General features: G+C 70.0%; 17 protein-coding genes. 2 read left to right on the forward strand and 15 right to left on the reverse strand.

Annotation, left to right across the window (positions count from 1 at the left end; genetic code table 11):
• Nucleotides 1-61: 61 nt before the first annotated feature.
• Nucleotides 62-1,258: an L-2-hydroxyglutarate oxidase gene (lhgO, locus tag EP757_RS38820; RefSeq protein WP_127553313.1), complete on the reverse strand. Its 1,197-nt coding sequence runs from the start codon at nucleotides 1,256-1,258 to the stop codon at nucleotides 62-64.
• Between the two features lie 19 nt (nucleotides 1,259-1,277).
• Nucleotides 1,278-2,720 (reverse strand): aldehyde dehydrogenase, encoded by a 1,443-nt coding sequence (locus EP757_RS38825; RefSeq protein WP_232050235.1) that lies wholly within the window; start codon nucleotides 2,718-2,720, stop codon nucleotides 1,278-1,280.
• A gap of 185 nt (nucleotides 2,721-2,905) precedes the next feature.
• On the opposite strand from EP757_RS38825, the gene EP757_RS38830 reads away from it, so the two are divergent.
• Nucleotides 2,906-3,193, forward strand: a complete 288-nt coding sequence (locus EP757_RS38830) for a putative quinol monooxygenase (RefSeq protein WP_127553315.1) — start codon at nucleotides 2,906-2,908, stop codon at nucleotides 3,191-3,193.
• Between the two features lie 75 nt (nucleotides 3,194-3,268).
• Here EP757_RS38830 and EP757_RS38835 read toward each other — a convergent pair whose 3' ends face one another.
• Genes EP757_RS38835 through EP757_RS38890 form a run of 12 tightly spaced genes read right to left on the reverse strand, consistent with a single transcriptional unit; the run spans nucleotide 3,269 to nucleotide 13,847 of the window.
• Nucleotides 3,269-4,330 (reverse strand): methionine synthase II (cobalamin-independent)-like protein, encoded by a 1,062-nt coding sequence (locus EP757_RS38835; RefSeq protein ID WP_127553316.1) that lies wholly within the window; start codon nucleotides 4,328-4,330, stop codon nucleotides 3,269-3,271.
• On the reverse strand, nucleotides 4,323-4,781 hold the full coding sequence (locus EP757_RS38840; RefSeq protein ID WP_127553317.1) for a heme-binding protein: 459 nt from the start codon (nucleotides 4,779-4,781) through the stop codon (nucleotides 4,323-4,325). Before EP757_RS38840 ends, EP757_RS38835 begins: the two co-directional genes overlap by 8 nt.
• On the reverse strand, nucleotides 4,778-5,545 hold the full coding sequence (locus EP757_RS38845; protein ID WP_127553318.1) for an alpha/beta fold hydrolase: 768 nt from the start codon (nucleotides 5,543-5,545) through the stop codon (nucleotides 4,778-4,780). The genes EP757_RS38840 and EP757_RS38845 overlap by 4 nt, the downstream gene beginning before the upstream one ends.
• Entirely contained in the window at nucleotides 5,545-5,916 is a 372-nt protein-coding gene (locus EP757_RS38850; RefSeq protein WP_127553319.1) for a VOC family protein, read from the reverse strand. Before EP757_RS38850 ends, EP757_RS38845 begins: the two co-directional genes overlap by 1 nt.
• Nucleotides 5,913-6,677 (reverse strand): fumarylacetoacetate hydrolase family protein, encoded by a 765-nt coding sequence (locus tag EP757_RS38855; RefSeq protein WP_127553320.1) that lies wholly within the window; start codon nucleotides 6,675-6,677, stop codon nucleotides 5,913-5,915. The genes EP757_RS38850 and EP757_RS38855 overlap by 4 nt, the downstream gene beginning before the upstream one ends.
• On the reverse strand, nucleotides 6,677-8,092 hold the full coding sequence (locus EP757_RS38860; RefSeq protein ID WP_127553321.1) for an NAD-dependent succinate-semialdehyde dehydrogenase: 1,416 nt from the start codon (nucleotides 8,090-8,092) through the stop codon (nucleotides 6,677-6,679). The genes EP757_RS38855 and EP757_RS38860 overlap by 1 nt, the downstream gene beginning before the upstream one ends.
• Nucleotides 8,089-8,991, reverse strand: coding sequence for a VOC family protein (locus EP757_RS38865; RefSeq protein WP_127553322.1), 903 nt, complete (start codon nucleotides 8,989-8,991; stop codon nucleotides 8,089-8,091). The genes EP757_RS38860 and EP757_RS38865 overlap by 4 nt, the downstream gene beginning before the upstream one ends.
• 6 nt (nucleotides 8,992-8,997) lie before the next feature.
• The gene (locus tag EP757_RS38870; protein ID WP_127553323.1) at nucleotides 8,998-9,912 is read right to left on the reverse strand and encodes a LysR family transcriptional regulator; all 915 of its coding nucleotides are present in this window, start codon (nucleotides 9,910-9,912) and stop codon (nucleotides 8,998-9,000) included.
• Between the two features lie 4 nt (nucleotides 9,913-9,916).
• Nucleotides 9,917-10,846 (reverse strand): sugar ABC transporter substrate-binding protein, encoded by a 930-nt coding sequence (locus EP757_RS38875; protein WP_127553324.1) that lies wholly within the window; start codon nucleotides 10,844-10,846, stop codon nucleotides 9,917-9,919.
• A gap of 3 nt (nucleotides 10,847-10,849) precedes the next feature.
• Entirely contained in the window at nucleotides 10,850-11,818 is a 969-nt protein-coding gene (locus EP757_RS38880) for an ABC transporter permease (protein ID WP_127553325.1), read from the reverse strand.
• Nucleotides 11,815-13,290: a sugar ABC transporter ATP-binding protein gene (locus EP757_RS38885; protein WP_127553326.1), complete on the reverse strand. Its 1,476-nt coding sequence runs from the start codon at nucleotides 13,288-13,290 to the stop codon at nucleotides 11,815-11,817. Before EP757_RS38885 ends, EP757_RS38880 begins: the two co-directional genes overlap by 4 nt.
• Nucleotides 13,287-13,847 (reverse strand): carboxymuconolactone decarboxylase family protein, encoded by a 561-nt coding sequence (locus EP757_RS38890; protein WP_232050236.1) that lies wholly within the window; start codon nucleotides 13,845-13,847, stop codon nucleotides 13,287-13,289. Before EP757_RS38890 ends, EP757_RS38885 begins: the two co-directional genes overlap by 4 nt.
• Nucleotides 13,848-13,992: 145 nt before the next feature.
• Between EP757_RS38890 and EP757_RS38895 the strand changes: the two genes are divergently transcribed.
• Nucleotides 13,993-14,400 carry a cupin domain-containing protein gene (locus EP757_RS38895; protein WP_127553328.1) on the forward strand — a complete coding sequence of 136 codons (408 nt, stop codon included), beginning with the start codon at nucleotides 13,993-13,995 and terminating at the stop codon, nucleotides 14,398-14,400.
• Nucleotides 14,401-14,569: 169 nt separating this feature from the next.
• Here EP757_RS38895 and EP757_RS38900 read toward each other — a convergent pair whose 3' ends face one another.
• Nucleotides 14,570-15,628 carry a PrpF domain-containing protein gene (locus tag EP757_RS38900; protein ID WP_370457735.1) on the reverse strand — a complete coding sequence of 353 codons (1,059 nt, stop codon included), beginning with the start codon at nucleotides 15,626-15,628 and terminating at the stop codon, nucleotides 14,570-14,572.
• Nucleotides 15,629-15,664 lie beyond the last annotated feature (36 nt).

Below are 15,664 nucleotides of genomic sequence, written 5' to 3' on the forward strand. Positions count from 1 at the left end.
CTATGGGGGAATCCCGGCCCTGCGGAGTCCGCGGAACGCAATCGGTTGTTGCATGAACCGGCTACTTCCCGAAGATCTGTTCCACCACGTGCTCGGCGATCGCCAGGGATGACGTCGCCGCAGGTGAGGGGGCATTGCGGACGGCCGTGACCGGGCCGAGACGGTGGATGCGGAAGTCGTCGACGAGGCTGCCGTCACGGTCCAGGGCCTGGGCGCGCACACCGGCGCCGGCCCGGTAGACGTCGGCCGCGCCGATCTCCGGGACGTACCGCATCGCCTCGGTCATGTACCGCCGTTTCGACAGCGATCCGCGGACCTCCTTCACGCCGGTCCGCCAGTGCTTGCGGGCCATGTGCCAGGTGCCCGGCCAGGCGGCGATGCCGAGAAGATCAAAGACATTGATCTTCGTACGCCGGTAGCCCTCCTTCGCGGTCGCCAGCACGGCGTTGGGACCCACCTCCACCACACCGGTGACCCGGCGGGTGAAGTGGACGCCGAGGAAGGGATACCGGGGGTCGGGGACCGGGTAGATCATGCCGCGCACCAGGTCCGCCTTCGCCGGCTTGACCCGCATGTACTCACCGCGGAACGGGATGATCCGCGGACCGGGCGTGTCGCCGGCCAGCTGGGCCACCTCGTCCGACTGGATGCCGGCGCAGACGATCACCTGGTCGGCGAGCAGCCGGCGCTCTCCCGAAGCCACCTCGATACGGCCACCGGCCGGCGTGAGCCGATCCACGCCGAAGTTCGTTCGTACCTCTCCCCCGCTCCGCACGACGTCCTGGGCGAACGCCTTCGCGACCCCCGGGAAGTCGGTGATCGCCGTCTCCGGGGAATGCAGCGCGGCGAGGCCGGTGGCGTGCGGCTCGATCTCCCGGATCCCGGCCGGATCGACACGGCGCAGACCCGGCACACCGTTCTCCCGGGCCCGCTTCTCCAGGTCGTCGAGGCGGCCCATCTCGTCCCGGCGGACCGCGACGACCAGCTTGCCGCACTCGTCGTACGCGATGCCCTTCTCCGCGCAGTATTCACGCAGCAGCAGCCGGCCGCGGGTGCACAGCTCCGCCTTGAGGCTGCCCGGCGTGTAGTAGATGCCGGCGTGCACGACGCCCGAGTTGTGGCCGGTCTGATGCTGGGCGACCTCGGACTCCTTCTCCAGGATCACCACCTTGGTGCCCGGCCGGCGCAGGGTGATCTCCCGCCCGATCGCCAGGCCGACGATGCCGGCTCCGACGATCGCGATGGTCTCGTCCGCCACGTGTGTCGCCCCCTGTGAATCAGCCGCCGAAATGCACGGCGAAAGTTTTGACCTTGGTATAGAACCGCACTGCTTCGGGTCCTTGCTCCTTGAAGGGGGAGCCGGACTCACGGAACCCGCCGAACGGCTGGTGCACGTCCCATCCGGACGTCGTGGTGTTCACGGCGATCTGGCCACAGTCGGCCTCCGCGAGGAAGCGGTTCGCGGCCGCCAGGCTGTCCGTGAAGATCGCGGCGGCCAGGCCGTACCGGGTGTCGTTCACGGCGGCGATCGCCTCGTCGAGACCGTCGATCACGCGGACCGCGAGGACCGGGCCGAACACCTCCTCGCGCCACACGTCCATGTCCGGTGTCACGCCGGTGAGGATCGCGGGCGTCACGAAACAGCCGGCGCCGGGCAGTTCCTCGCCGCCGAGTTCGAGCCGGGCGCCCTGCTTCACCGCCCCCTCGATCGCGCGCAGCACGCTCGCCTGGTGGGCGGGGCTGACCAGGGGGCCGACGTTCGTACCCTCGGCCCGTCCGGATCCGACCCTCAATGCGCTGATCCTGGAACGCAGCAGCACGAGGAACTCCTCGGCGATCGGGCGGTCCACCAGGACCCGGCTGGTCGCGGTGCAGCGCTGACCGGCCTGCCCGAACGACGCGGCGACCACGGCGGCGGCGGCCTTCTCCAGGTTCGCGCCGGCCAGCACCACCGAGGCGTTCTTGCCACCCAGCTCGGACTGGAACCGCACCCCGCGCCGGGCGAGCCGCACCCGCAGGGCCTCGCCGACCTCGTTGCCGCCGGTGAAGCTGACCGCCGCGATCCGCGGGTCGTCGAGCAGCGCGTCCGAGATCTCACCGGTCCGGCCGGTCACCACGTTGATCACCCCGGCCGGCAGTCCGGCGTCGTGCAGGGCCCGGGCCAGGTGCAGTCCCGAGGTGGGCGTCTCACTGGCCGGCTTGAGCACGACCGCGTTGCCGGCGGCGAGCGCCGGGGCGAGCTTGCGGGCCGGCGTGATCAGCGGGTCGTTCCACGGGGTGATCGCCAGGACCACCCCGAGCGGTTCGCGCTGGTAGCCGGCCCGGGTGTCGGGCCGCGCGTCGTGGATGAGCGCGCCGTAGTCCTGGCGGCCGGCGCCCGCGTAGTACTCGAAGAAGTCGGCGGCCTTCTCGGCCTCGACCCGGGCCTCGGCGAGCGTCTTGCCGTTCTCGGTGACGATGGCCTCGGCGATCTCGGCGGCCCGGACGCGCAGCAGCACCGCGGCCGCGGACAAGATCTTGGAGCGTTCGATGGCGTTCACGGCTCGCCAGACGGTGAACCCGCTCTGCGCCGCCGCGTAGATCGCGGTCACATCGGCGGCGCTGAGCGACGGAACCCGCACGACCGGCGCGGTCACGTCGGCGGGATCATAGACGTCGATCCAGTCATCGGCGCCCCTCCAGCATCCGCCGGCCAGGGTCTCCATGCTGCGAACGGGCATCATCACTCCTCAGTCTCTCCGGTCGGTCTTTTCCGGTCGGTCTTCTGCCGGCGAATGCTAGGAACGGCGGAAAGCGCTCCACCACGCGCCGGCGGGGAAGCATTGCTTGCGCCCGGCGCACCCTTTTTCCTGCTGGAATCCACGACGCCCCCCCCCCCCCCCCCCCCGCGAATCCTGGAGGAACCGTGGCCTACGCCGTCATCGCCCACTACCGCTGCGCCCCGGAGGATGTGGAGCTGGTCCGCTCGGCGCTGCTCACGATGCGCCTGCACACCCGTTGCGAACCGGCGAACCGCGAATACGCCGTGCACGCCGACACCGAGGACGCCACATCGTTCGTCCTCTATGAGGTGTACGACGACCGCGCCGGTTTCGAAGCCCACACCCGGACGCCGCACTTCACCGAGTACATCGTCGCGGTGGTGCGCCCGCGCCTGCTGGACCGCCGGGTCACCTTCGCCGAGATCCTCTGACCCGCATCCGACGCCACCTCCCGCGTGCCGGGCCGCGGCGCGATCCACGCCGCAACCCGGCACGCCACCAGCGGGTCAGAGCTCGTTCCCCCAGCACATGCGGGCGAACGTCTCCACGTGTGTGAGCTTGCGCCACTGGTCCCCGACGCCGATCGACGGGCGGCCGGCCACCGGCGCGAACCCGGCGCTCGGGCTGATCGCCACGTCCTCCAGGTCGCGGATCGTGCCGGCCGTGTCGAGGCGGTCCATCACCGTGCCGACGTCCTCGAGCGCGGCCGTCAGCGGGGAGACGACGCCGAGGCAGACGTCCCGGTCGGCGGGAACGAGACGCAGCAGCTCCGTCTCGGCCGGCGCCCCGGTGTCGTACGGCAGCACCCACCGGTCGACGGGCACCCCGGCGAACAGCGCCGAGGCCGCGGCCACGTCCAGTTCGGCGCCGGCGCGGGTGAGCGGGCACAGTCCGATGCGGACGTCGTACGGCTTGTCCGGGATCGTCACCGCCGCCGCGTCGACGGCGATCGCATCCTCCAGGGTCAGCGCTGCCGGGCCGCCGCCGAACAGCAACGAGGCGTACCCGTGGTTGTCCAGCTGGATCAGCCGCACCCCACGGGCGATGATCGCCTGGATCTCCTCCCGGATGATCACGGCGAGGGCCTCACCCAGCTCACGGGCGCTCCTCCACGGCCCGCCCGGGGCGAACGTGGTGGCCGCGAGATGGGCCGGCGACGGCAGCGTGGCCTTGGCCGGGACCTGGGTCAGCCCGGCCACCGCGGCCACGTCGTCGGCTACCAGCGAGCGATGCGGTGTCAGCTCGCCTGCGGCATGCCAGGATCCATCCGGGGTACGCCGGAAGCCGCCCACCGCCGAGAAGATCGCATCGCGCGACTCCTCCCGCCGGAATTCGCCGTCGGTCACCACCGTGAGGCTGAGTTTGCGCTGCTGCCGAACCGCTTCGGCGATCGCCGCGTCCTCGGTGGCCCGGAGAGCATCGGTGGCCCGGAGAGCAGCCGCCTCCTCACCGGACATCTCGGATTTGTCGCCCGGCGGTAGGCCCACCGCGGCACGGGCGGCCAGCAGCTCGGGCGGCCTGACGAGGCTGCCGTGGTGGTCGATGCGGAACTTGAAGGTGTCAGCCACGATCCGGCCCCCCGCTGCTCCGTCCCCAGGCCGCGAACACCAACTCGTAGCCGCGTTCCTTCAGCACCTCTTCGCAGGCCTGCTGGTCCTCGGCCGGGGTGCCGCCGGAGACACCGAGACCGCCGAGGATCTCGCCGTCCCGCTTGACCGTGACACCGCCCTCGGTCGCCACGATCGGGTGCGCGGCCATGCTGGACAGCTGGGCGAAGAAGCCCGGGTTGCTCTGCGCCCAGTCGTGGAGCATGTTCGTCGGGCGTTCCATGATCGCGGCGCTGTAGGCCTTCGCGATCGCGATGCTCGGGGTGAGCGCGCGGGCGCCGTCCGAGCGCTTCACCGAGATCAGGTGGCCGCCGGCGTCGACGATCGCGACGCTGAGCGCCTTGCCGATCGCCGTGCCACGGGACAGCACACCGGCCAGGATCTCCTCGGCTTCGGCGAGGGTGAGCTTCACAGCGCCTCCCGGATCTTCGCGACGGCCGCGTTGTAGAGCGACGGGGACTCCCAGTACATCGAGTGCGGCGCGCCCGGCACGATCTCCAGGTGCGAGCCCTTGAGCAGCTCGTGGGCACGGCGGACGGTGGCGACGCTGAGCACCGCGTCGGTCTCGCCGGCGAGGAACCACACCTGGACCCCGGACGCGACGATCTCCTCGATGGTCGGGCCGTTCACCGACAGGTTGCGCAGGTCGGCCATCTTCGCGACGTTGAACGTGCCCATCTGCTGGAAGAGGAACGTCCTGGCGGGCTCCTCCTCCTGGAAGCGACGCGAGAGGAGACGGTCGAGGACCGGCAGCTTCACGGCTTCGGCGCGGTCGGCGGCGACCAGCTCGGAGAGCTCCGGGTGGTCGAGTCCGCCGAGCGAGTGCCCGAGGGCGACCCCGCCGACCCGGTCGGGCCGCCGCAGCGCGGCCTTGAGGGCGGCGACCGCGCCGATCGACTGGCCGACCAGCAGCACGTCGTGCAGGTCCTCGGCGTCCAGGACGGCGATCAGGTCGCCGGGGAAGTCCTGCCCGTCGAACTCCGGCATCGACGAGCCGGACTTGCCGAAGCCGCGCAGGTCGACGGTGACGACGGTGTACCGGTCGCGGAGCGCGGCGACCTGCTGCCACCAGGCGGCGTGGTGGCCGCCGGAGCCGTGCACGAAGAGGATCGCGGGCCCGGCGCCGTGCCGTTCGTAGTAGATCTCGGTGCCGTCGGAGGAATGGACAACAGGCATCAGGCGGGCCGCTTTCCGTGGTGGACGAGCTCGATCATGGTGTGGTCGGGGTCGTGGATGTAGCAGAACTTCGACTGGTTCTCCGGGCGTTCGATGGGCCGGGTGTGCCGGATGCCGAGTTCCCGGAGATGCGCGAGGAAACCGTCCCAGTCCTCCACCTCGATGGCGAAGTGGTAGGGCGCCATCCGGTCCATCTCCTCGACCGGCGTGAAGTGCAGGTCGAAGTTGCCGCGCGTCATCAAGACCACCCGGGTGTTGCTCTTCGGCGTGATCGCCTTGAGCCCGAACACCTTCGCGTACCACTGGATCGTGCGCTCCGGATCGGTGGTCGGGAAGTTCACGTGGTGGATGTACTTCGGTGCGTTGCTCATGATTCCTCCAGGACGGGGTTGGAGAGTGCGCCGATCCCGCTGATCTCGATGTCGACGGTGCTGCCGGGCTCCAGCTGGACGGTGCTGTCAGCACCCATCCAGAGGACGTCGCCGGGATGCAGGGTGATGTATTTCGTGGTCTCGACGATGTAGTCGAACGGGTCGAAGATCATGTCGCCGGTCGCGAAGGTGGCGGCGGCGGTTCCGTCGATCCGGACGGTGGTGGTCTGGTCCAGCGGATTCACGTCGGTGTCGATCCACGGGCCCATCGGCTTGAACGTGTCGCTGTTCTTGCTGCGCCAGAAGGTGCGGTCGGCGTGCTGCCATTCCCGGGCGCTCACGTCGTTGCCGATGGTCCAGCCGAAGACGGATTCCTGCGCTTCCTGCCGGGTCGCCTTCTTGACGGTACGGCCGATGACCGCGACCACCTCCCCTTCCGCCTCGAACCGGCCGTTCACCCCGGCGGGGCGGATGATCGGGCAACCGTGGCCGGTGAGCGCGCTGGTGGCCCGGTAGCCGACCTCCGGCCGTTGCGGCGCAAGCTTTCCGTGTTCCGCGACGTGACCGCGGTAGTTGAACCCGACCGCGTAGAAGACCGGCGGAACGACCGGTGGCAGGAAGGAGGCGCCGTCGAGCGGAACCCGATCGTTCGTCCGCGTGACCGGGCCGTCCAGCGGCGAGCCGTCGAGGACGTGGACGAGCCCGTCCTCGACCACTCCCCAGACCGGCCGGCCGGCGAGGGCGATGCGGCTGTACCTCATCAGTCCACCAGCAGGTGTGAGACGCGCTTGGTGATCAGGTAGGCCTCCAGGCCCTCGGGTCCGCCCTCCCGGCCGTATCCGCTCTGCTTGACGCCGCCGGAGGGCGCCTCGTGCACCGACCCGCCACAGTGGTTGATCGAGAGGATGCCCGCCTCGAATCCGCTGATCAGCTTCTCGGCGGTCTTCGAGGATCGGGTGAAGCCGTAGGCCGCGAGTCCGTAGGGCAGCGAGTTGGCGATCGCGAGCGCCTCGTCGAGGTCGTCGAAGGCGGTGATCGGCGCGATCGGGCCGAACGGTTCCTCGCGCATGATCAGGGCATCGCCGGGCACGCCGGTCAGCACGGTGGGCGCGAAGAAGAAGCCGGGCCGGTCGAGGCGCCGCCCGCCGGTCTCCACGGTGGCGCCGCGGCTGACCGCGTCGGCGACGAACTCCTCCATGGCCTTGAGCCGGCGCGGGTTCGCGAGCGGGCCCATCGTCACGCCGTCGTCGAGGCCGTTGCCGACGACGATCCCGGCGGTCGCCGAGAGGAATTCCGCGACGAAGCCGTCATACACCGATCGGTGGACCAGGAATCGGCTCGGCGAGGTGCACACCTGACCGGCATTGGCGAACTTCGCCGCCACCGCCGCGCGAGCCGCGGAAGCCGGGTCGGCATCGGCGCAGACGATCACCGGAGCGTGGCCGCCCAGCTCCATGAGCGACGGCTTCATCGCGGCGCCGGCCTGCGAGGCGAGCAGCTTGCCGACCGGGATCGAGCCGGTGAAGGCGACCAGGCGGATGTCCGGGGACGCGATGAGGTGCCGGGACACCGTGGCCGGGTCGCCGAAGACCAGGTTGAGGGCGCCCGCCGGCAGTCCGGCGTCGGCGAAGCAGCGGACGATCTCGACGGCCGTGCCCGGGGTCTCCTCGGACGCCTTGATGACGATCGAGCAGCCGGCCGACAGGGCACCGGCGATCTTGCGCATCGGGGAGCCGGCCGGGAAGTTCCACGGGGTGAACGCGGCGACCGGGCCGATCGGCTCGTGCCGGACCGACAGGACGGTGTCACCGGCGGACGGGATGATCCGCCCGTACGCCCGGCGCGCGTCCTCGGCGTCCCAGCGCAGCGCGCCGGCGACCCGCAGCACCTCGCCCTTCGCCTCGGCGAGAGGCTTGCCCTGTTCGGTGGTCATCACCCGGGCGACCTGGTCGGCCCGGGAGGTGAGCAGGCCGGCGGCCGTCAGCAGGATCCGGGTGCGGTCGGCGATCGGCGTGTCCCGCCAGACCCGGCCACCGCGCACGGCTGCCGCGACGGCCTGGTCGAGGTGATCGGCGCCGGCGAGCGGGACCATGCCGATGATCTCCTCGGTCGCCGGGTCGAGCACCGGGGCGCTGTCCGGGGCGGCCACCCACCGGCCGTCGATGTAGAGGTTCACGAGGCGTTCTCCCTGTTGGTACGCAAGGTCCAGATGTGGTGCGGCGGGGTCGTCTCGTGGACCCGGGTGCCGTACGAGTCGTCGATCCGGTCCATGTCGGCGGCCAGCTCGACCCGGCCGCCGCAGGGGGCGTGCACGAACCGGAAGACGTTGGAGCCGACCGTGTGCCGGCCGAGCCTGCGGGCCTCCTGCCAGCCCTGGGCGATCATGTGGTTGCCGCCCTCGATCACCTCGTCGAAACCGTTGACCTCATAGGACACGTGGTTGACGCCGGCTTTGTCCGGCCGGTGGCAGAGCAGGAAGTTGTGCTGGTCGGCGTCGCCCTGGACGCGCATGAAGACGCCCATCGGCTGCACCACGTCGGTCGGGATGAACTCGAGCAGGCCGGTGTAGAACGCCACCGCCTCCTCCCGGCCCTTCTTCGGGATGTTCAGCGCGACGTGGCACATCCGGATCGGGCGGACCCGGCCGACGGACCGCAGCGCCTGGTTGACCCGGGTCACGTGACCGGACGTGTTCGCCGGGCGGGGCGGTTCCGGGGCCGGGCCGGGGTCGCCGGCCAGGGTCAGGCCCACCCCGAACCCGGTGCGGTCGACGGTGTGCAGGACGCCGTCCGGGGTCTGCCGGTCGGCGCCCGCCTGTTTCGCGAGCCTCTCCAGCTCGGCGGGTGTGTCGACACCCCAGACGATCTCTCTCAGGGTGGGGCCGGATTCGGTGGGTGGCGGCAGAGAGCGGGGCGATCCCTCGTACAGGGAAAGGGTTTGATTGATCCTCGTGCGAAAGACAGCGCTGGATTCGTCGCGGGCGACGAGGGTCAGCCCGAAATCGGTGAAGAATCGTACGTTCAGATCGATGTCGTCGACGGTGTAGACAACGGATTCGATGCGCTGGACTCCCACTGCCGCCTACCTTTCCTCGAAGACCGGGAGCGGATTCTCGGCGAACCATTTCGTCAGGAAGCCGAGGAACACCTCGACCTTCCGCGGCGCCTGCGGCGCCGGCCCGTAGATGGCGTAGAGCGAGCGGCTCGGCACCGGCAGTCCGGGGAGCAGCACCCGCAGCGCTCCACTGACCAGATCGTCGTAGGCCGATCGGGTGGGCAGCAGCGCGATGCCCCGGCCGTGCACGGCGGCCTTGTGCAGGGCGATGTACGAATTCGACTGGAACCCGATGTTGCGGATCTTGTGCAGGGTGCTGGAGTGGCCGTGGCCGATCCGCCAGACCGGGTCGTTCACGTGCACGAGGCAGTCGTGGTGGCCGAGATCGTTCGGGTCGGTGAGCAGCCCGTGCTTCTCGATGTAGGAGCCGGCGGCGCAGAGGACGAACGGCAGCGACGCGATCCGCTTCAGCCGCACGCTGGAATCCCGCAGGTCACGGGTGTGGAACGCGACGTCGAACCCGGAGTCGAGGAAGTCGTAGGTGCGGTCCGACATGCCGCCGAGCTCGAACCGCACCGCGATCTTCGGATGGGCGACCGAGAACGCGGCGATCGCGTCACCGAGGTCCAGGCCGCCGATCCATTTCGGACAGATGATGGAGAGTGGACCCTCGGGGCGGTCGTGCAGCTCCGCGATCCGCGCATCCTCGTCGTCGATCTCGTCGAGGATCCGCTGGGCGAACTCGCTGTACCGCTGGCCCGGCTCGGTCAGGCTGACCGAACGGGCGGTGCGGTTCACGAGATGCACACCCAGTTGCTTCTCCAGATCGGCCACGTGCCGGGAGATCAGCGAGCCGGACGTGCCGAGTTGCTTGGCGGCGCCGCTGAAACTCCCGATCTTGGCGACCGTGACGAAACTGCGCATGACGAGGATGCGGTCCATCTGCTCACCCCTCCAGGCAGTACTGCGGCGCCTCCGCCACGTTGTCCTTCGTGATGAGCGTGATCGGGGTGTTCGCGATCCGTTCGGCGTTGCCCTTGGCGAGCAGCGTGATCGTGTTCTTCACGGCGAGCCGGCCGGTGACCGTCGCCGAATTCGCCACGGTCGCCGCGAACCGGCCGTCCTTCACCGCGGCCAGGCCCTCGTCGGTGCCGTTGACGGTGACGATCTCGACGTCCTTGCCGGCCGCCTGGAACGCCTGGAGCGCGCCGAACGCCATCTCCTCGTTCGCCACGAACGCGTACTTCAGGTTCGGGTGCGCCTGGATCATGTTCTCGGCGACATCCTGCGCCTTGGCCCGGTTGAACATGCCCGGCTGGTTCGCGACCACCGTGGCGTTCGGCGGCAGCGCCCCGGTGAAACCGCCGACCATCAGGTCGCTGGCGGCGCCCGGCGCGCCCGCCACGATGCCGACCTCGACCGGCGCGCCGCCGGCGTCCTTCGCGATGTACCCGGCGTCGAGCGCGCCCACCTGCTTCAGGTCGACCACGACGGCGCCGAGGATGTCCGAGGTGTCACTGGCGATCACCGAGGTCAGGAAGATCGGGATGTTCGCGCTCCTGGCCTTGGTGATGTCGTTCTTCAGCGCGTCGACGTTCACCGTCTGCACGATCAGCGCGTCGACGTTGCGCGAGATCATGTCCTCGATGTTGTTGAGCTCGGTGGCCGGGTCCTGCTTCGAGTTCGCGGTGATCAGCTCGGCGCCCTCGGCCTTCGCCTCCGCGTCGACGGCACGCTGCAGGCAGGTGTGGAACTCGGTGTTGGCGCCGTTCACGAACCCGAGGGTGACGCTGTCCGTGCTGCCGCCGGCTTCGTCACCGCAGGCGCTCAGTGAGGCCGCGCAGAGAGCGACGGCCACTATGACTCGAAATTTCATCTCTCATCGCTTCCTGGAACTCTGGAGGAGGTTCGCGATCGCCGCGATCAGGAGCACCGCGCCCACCGCGATCTGCTGGTAATAGGAGGAGATCTGGAGCAGGTTGAGCACGTTGGCGACCACACCGAGCAGCAGGACGCCGAGGATGGTGCCGCCGATGGTTCCCTTGCCGCCGGCGAGCGAGGTGCCGCCGATGACGACCGCCGCCACCGCGGTGAGTTGCAGCTGCAGCCCGCCGGTGCCGGGGCTGCTCGCCGCCAGCCGGGAGAGCAGCATGATCCCGGCCAGGCCGGAGAGCGCGCCGGCGAGCCCGTAGAGGAGCAGCTTGTCGCGGGACACGGCGATCCCGCTGAGCCGTGCGACGTCCTCGTTGCCGCCGATCGCGAACGCGTCCCGGCCGAACGCCGTGTACCGCATCACCAGGGCGACGACCGCGAGGACCAGCGCCGCCACGAAGATCAGGTTGGGCAGGCCGAACGTCGTCCCGCTACCGAGGCCGGACAGGTGGTCGCCGATCGAGATGCTCATGCCGTTGATGACCAGCAGCGCCACGCCGTCGAGCAGGGTCGCCGTCGCCAGCGTGGCCACGAACGGCGCCACCTTCGCGAACGTCACGACCGCGCCGTTGACCAGGCCGATCAGGATCGACAGGACGATCGCCGCGGCCATCGTGACCGCCGTCGACCAGCCGTGCGCGAGCATCTGCGCGGCGACCGCCGTGGTGACCGCGACGTTGCCGCCCATCGAGAAGTCCATGCCGCCGGCGACCATCAGCAGGGTCAGGCCGGCCGCGATCACCGCGACGACGGAGACCTGGCGGGCCACGTTGAGCAGGTTGTTCGTGGTGAGGAAGGCGTCCGTCCGGACGCCGGCGAAGATCACGATCCCGATCAGTACGGCGAGGAGCCCCGCGTGCGGGATCGCCCTGATCCGGGCAGCTCTGGGCGCCGCGGTCGCGAGGGTCGTCGTCACAGTGTTCCTCCCAGCGTCGCGGCGATCAGCTCGTCGCGGGTGATCCGATCCACCTCGTACTCGGCGATCCGCCGGCCGTCCCGCACCACCACGACGCGGTCGGCCAGGCGCATCACCTCCTCGGCGGACGAGGAGGCGAGCAGCACCGCGGCGCCCTCCCCGGCCAGCCGGTCGACCAGGGCGTGGATCTCCGCCATCGCGGAGACGTCGACGCCGTTCGTCGGGTCCTCGAGCAGCACCGCCCGCGGGTTCGTGCCGAGCCACTTGGCCAGCAGCACCTTCTGCTGGTTGCCGCCGGACAACTGCTCGACGGGCGGGTTCTTCGCCAGCGACACCACCCGGTACTTCTCCCGCAGCGGCGCGGCCCGCCCGGTCAGCCGGCTCCAGCGCTGGATGCGGCGCTTGTCCAGGCGGTCCTGGGCGAGCATGACGTTCTCGTCGACGGTCAGGCCGGGGATGAGTCCGAGCCGGCGCCGATCGCCGGTGACGCAGCGGAGTCCGCTGGCCAGTGAGTGACGGACATTTCCGATTTTTAGCTTTTTTCCGGCTACCTCTACTGATCCTCTGTCCGCTTTGCGCCGGCCGGACAAGAGGTCGAACAAGCGGGACTGCGCATCCCCCGCCGGGCCCAGCACCGCGACGATCTCGCCGCACCGGACGTCGATGTCGAATCCGTCCATGAAACGGCCGTCGGCCAGCCCGCGAACCGCTATGGCGATCGTGGAGGAACAGGCGGGACGGGCCGGGCGCCGCGACACCACGTCCCGGCCGACCATGTCGCGGACCAGCGCCTTCTCGTCGGTCTCCGTCGCGAGACCGGCCCAGGTCACCCGCCCGTCGCGCAGCACGGTGATCCGGTCGGCGAGGGCGAGCACCTCGGAGATGTGGTGCGAGATGAAGACGACCGCCACGCCGCTGTCCCGGAGCCGGAGCACCAGGTCGCGGATCTGCTGGGCGGCCTCCGGACCGAGGCACGCGGTGGGTTCGTCGAGGATCAGCACCTTGCCGCCCCGGCGTACCTCGCGGGCCACCTCCACCATGGTCTGCTCGGCCACGGTCAGGTCGCCGGCGACCGCGTCAGCGTCGATCGCGATGCCGAGGCCGGTGAGCGCCGCCTGCGCGGTCTCCCGGACCTCCCGCCAGCGGACCAGCGAACCGCTGGTCGGCAGGTCACCGAGCATGATGTTCTCGGCGACGGTCAGGCCCATCACCAGCTCGCGGCGCTGCGGGACGGTGAAGATGCCGGCCCTGCGCGCCTGCCGCGGGTTCAGGTGGGCCTGGACGTGACCGCCCACCTCGAGCACACCCGAGTCCGGGTGGAGCGCGCCGGAGAGGATCTGCACGAGCGTCGACTTGCCGGCGCCGTTCATGCCCATCAGGGCGTGCACCTCGCCGGGGAGGAACTCGACAGTCACACCGGTGAGTGCCGCGGCGCCGCCGAAGCTCTTCGTGACGCCCTCGACCCTGATCATCGCGCGACCTTGGCGTAGCCGTGGACGTCCGGGAACGGCGGCTCACGGTCGGCCTGGAGATCCACCTCGAAGGCGTTGAGGCAGAGCGCCAGCATGCTGAAGTTGCCCAGCGAGCCGACGGCGTCGACGAGCCCCTGAGCGCCGAATCGTTGCTTCGCCTCCGCGAACGTGTCGTCCGCGACGAAGTGGTTCCGCAGCAGCTCGGTGCAGAAGCGGTAGAAGACCGCGTCCTCGGCGGTGTCGAACCGCGGCTCGCGGTGCTCGGCGATCGCCCGGACCGCATCGAGCGGAATGCCCTCGGAGACCGCCTTCTCCCAGTGCGCGTTCCACGAGTACTGCGCGTCGAAGTGCCGGGCCGCGATCAGCAGCGACAGCTCGCGCAGGCGCAGTGGCAGGCTCGAGTCGAACCGCAGGAACGCGCCGAGGGACTCGACCCGGTCGCACAGCTCGGGACTGTTCAGCCAGACACGGAACGGACCGCGTACGGCGCCGCGCCGACCGGCGATGCGCTCGGCGACTTCGCGCTGACGCGGGCTCATGTCGTCGGGGTCGATCACGGGAAGTCTCATTGCCAACCAGCCCTCTAGCGTGGGATTTCGAGGTGTTTGCAGGAACGTAACCCCGCCGTATCGGGCCTCACAGATCGCCGGACGCAACGTAAGGCTGCATCGGACGTACCTTTCCGAGGCCTAATCTCGGCTCATGACCGTGATCATCAAATCCGCGGACGTGCCGGTTCTGGACCGTGGCGGGGCCATCGTCACGACGCCGCTCATCACCACGACGTCGGCCGCCGGCGAGAACCGGATCACCAGCGGGATCAGCGTCTACCCGGTGGGCACCGGCGCCCCGATGCACGCGCACAACTGCGACGAGCACGTGACCATCCTGGACGGTGAGGCCGAGGTGCTGGTCGAGGGAACGGTGACGCGGCTCTCCCGCCACGACACCACGTACATCCCGTCGCCCGTCCCGCACCTGTTCCGGAACGCCGGCGACGCGCCGCTGCGGATCCTCTGGGTCTACACCTCGGGGCACGTGACCCGCACGTTCACCGAAACCGGCATCACGGTCGAGCACCTGTCCCCGCAGGATCAGATGGGTCGCTGAAGAACCACATGCGGTCATGTCCGGGGACCTTCCGACGGGCGTGACGCGGACGTTACGAATCGTCGGAGAAATTGTCAACAACGTGTTCCGAGAACATAAGAGTGGCCGCATCACCACAGGTGAGCGGCCTTTTCAGCAAGGTATCAGGATCAGCGACAATCACGCCGACTCAACGCGGATGGACCGTGCCGTCGAGCAGCATCCGGGCCGTGCTGACCACGGCCGTCCGGCCGGTCGTGACGGTCCGGCCGTCGTAGCCGACCTCCGCGACGACGTCGACCCACCCGCCCGGATGCTCCAGCCGCACGACGTCCCGCTTCCGCCGGCCCCGCACGCGCGCCGCCACACTGCCCGGGATGGCCGCCGCCGTGCCGACCGAGACGCCCGCCATCACCCCGATCCCCGGATGCACCCGATGCGGGCTGAACATCCGGGCGCACAGGCTCCCGCCATCGGCAGGAGGGGAGATCAACCCCATTTCCGGTACGCCGAACCCCCGCACGTCCCCGAGCCCCATCAACTCGCCGGCCAGCAGTCGCAGGCTCTCCACCCGGCTGCGGAGCCGATCGTCGTATTCCAACCTGGTAGGCGACTCGTGCCCGGTCACGCCGAGCGCAGTGGCTTCGACGAGCACGACCGGCGTCCCGTTGTCGATGAGCGTGGCTTCGATACCACCGAGATCGTCGACGACGTTCCCGGTGGGAAGCAGTTTCGCGCCTTTCGTCTCCCGGAATTCCACGATGATCCGCGCCGCCGTTCCCGGGACACCACAGACGGCCGTCTCCCCGTGATAGACCGGCCGCCCACCGTCGTCGACGGGCACGTGGACGACGGCCGCCGTCAGCCCGCCACCGCCGGCCACCCGGACCCGGACCGCGTCCCGTCCTCTGCTCGCGGCGACCAGCCCACGCTCGATCGCGAACGCCCCGGCCCCGGCCAGAGTCCCCTCACAGGCCTGCCCACCGGCGACCCGCGCCTCATCCCCGCACACCCGGAGAACCCGGCAGTCCACATCGGCGTCCCCCGCGGAGGACGACCCGATCACGACGACCGTGCTCGCCCGCGAACGCTCCTCCCCGATCCCGTCGACCGGCGACCCCAGGACCCGCAGCAGCAGCTCATCGCGCAGCCCGGCATCCGCCGGCAGGTCTTCCCGCAGGAAGTAGAACCCTGTGCCGCTCCCACCCCGCATGACAACGACAGGAACACCAGCCACCACGAGTTCCACCCATCGTCAACAATCCGGACGCGCATCCGAGCACAC

The sequence above is a fragment of the Actinoplanes sp. OR16 genome (assembly GCF_004001265.1).
In the GTDB taxonomy this organism is placed as follows: Bacteria; Actinomycetota; Actinomycetes; order Mycobacteriales; family Micromonosporaceae; genus Actinoplanes.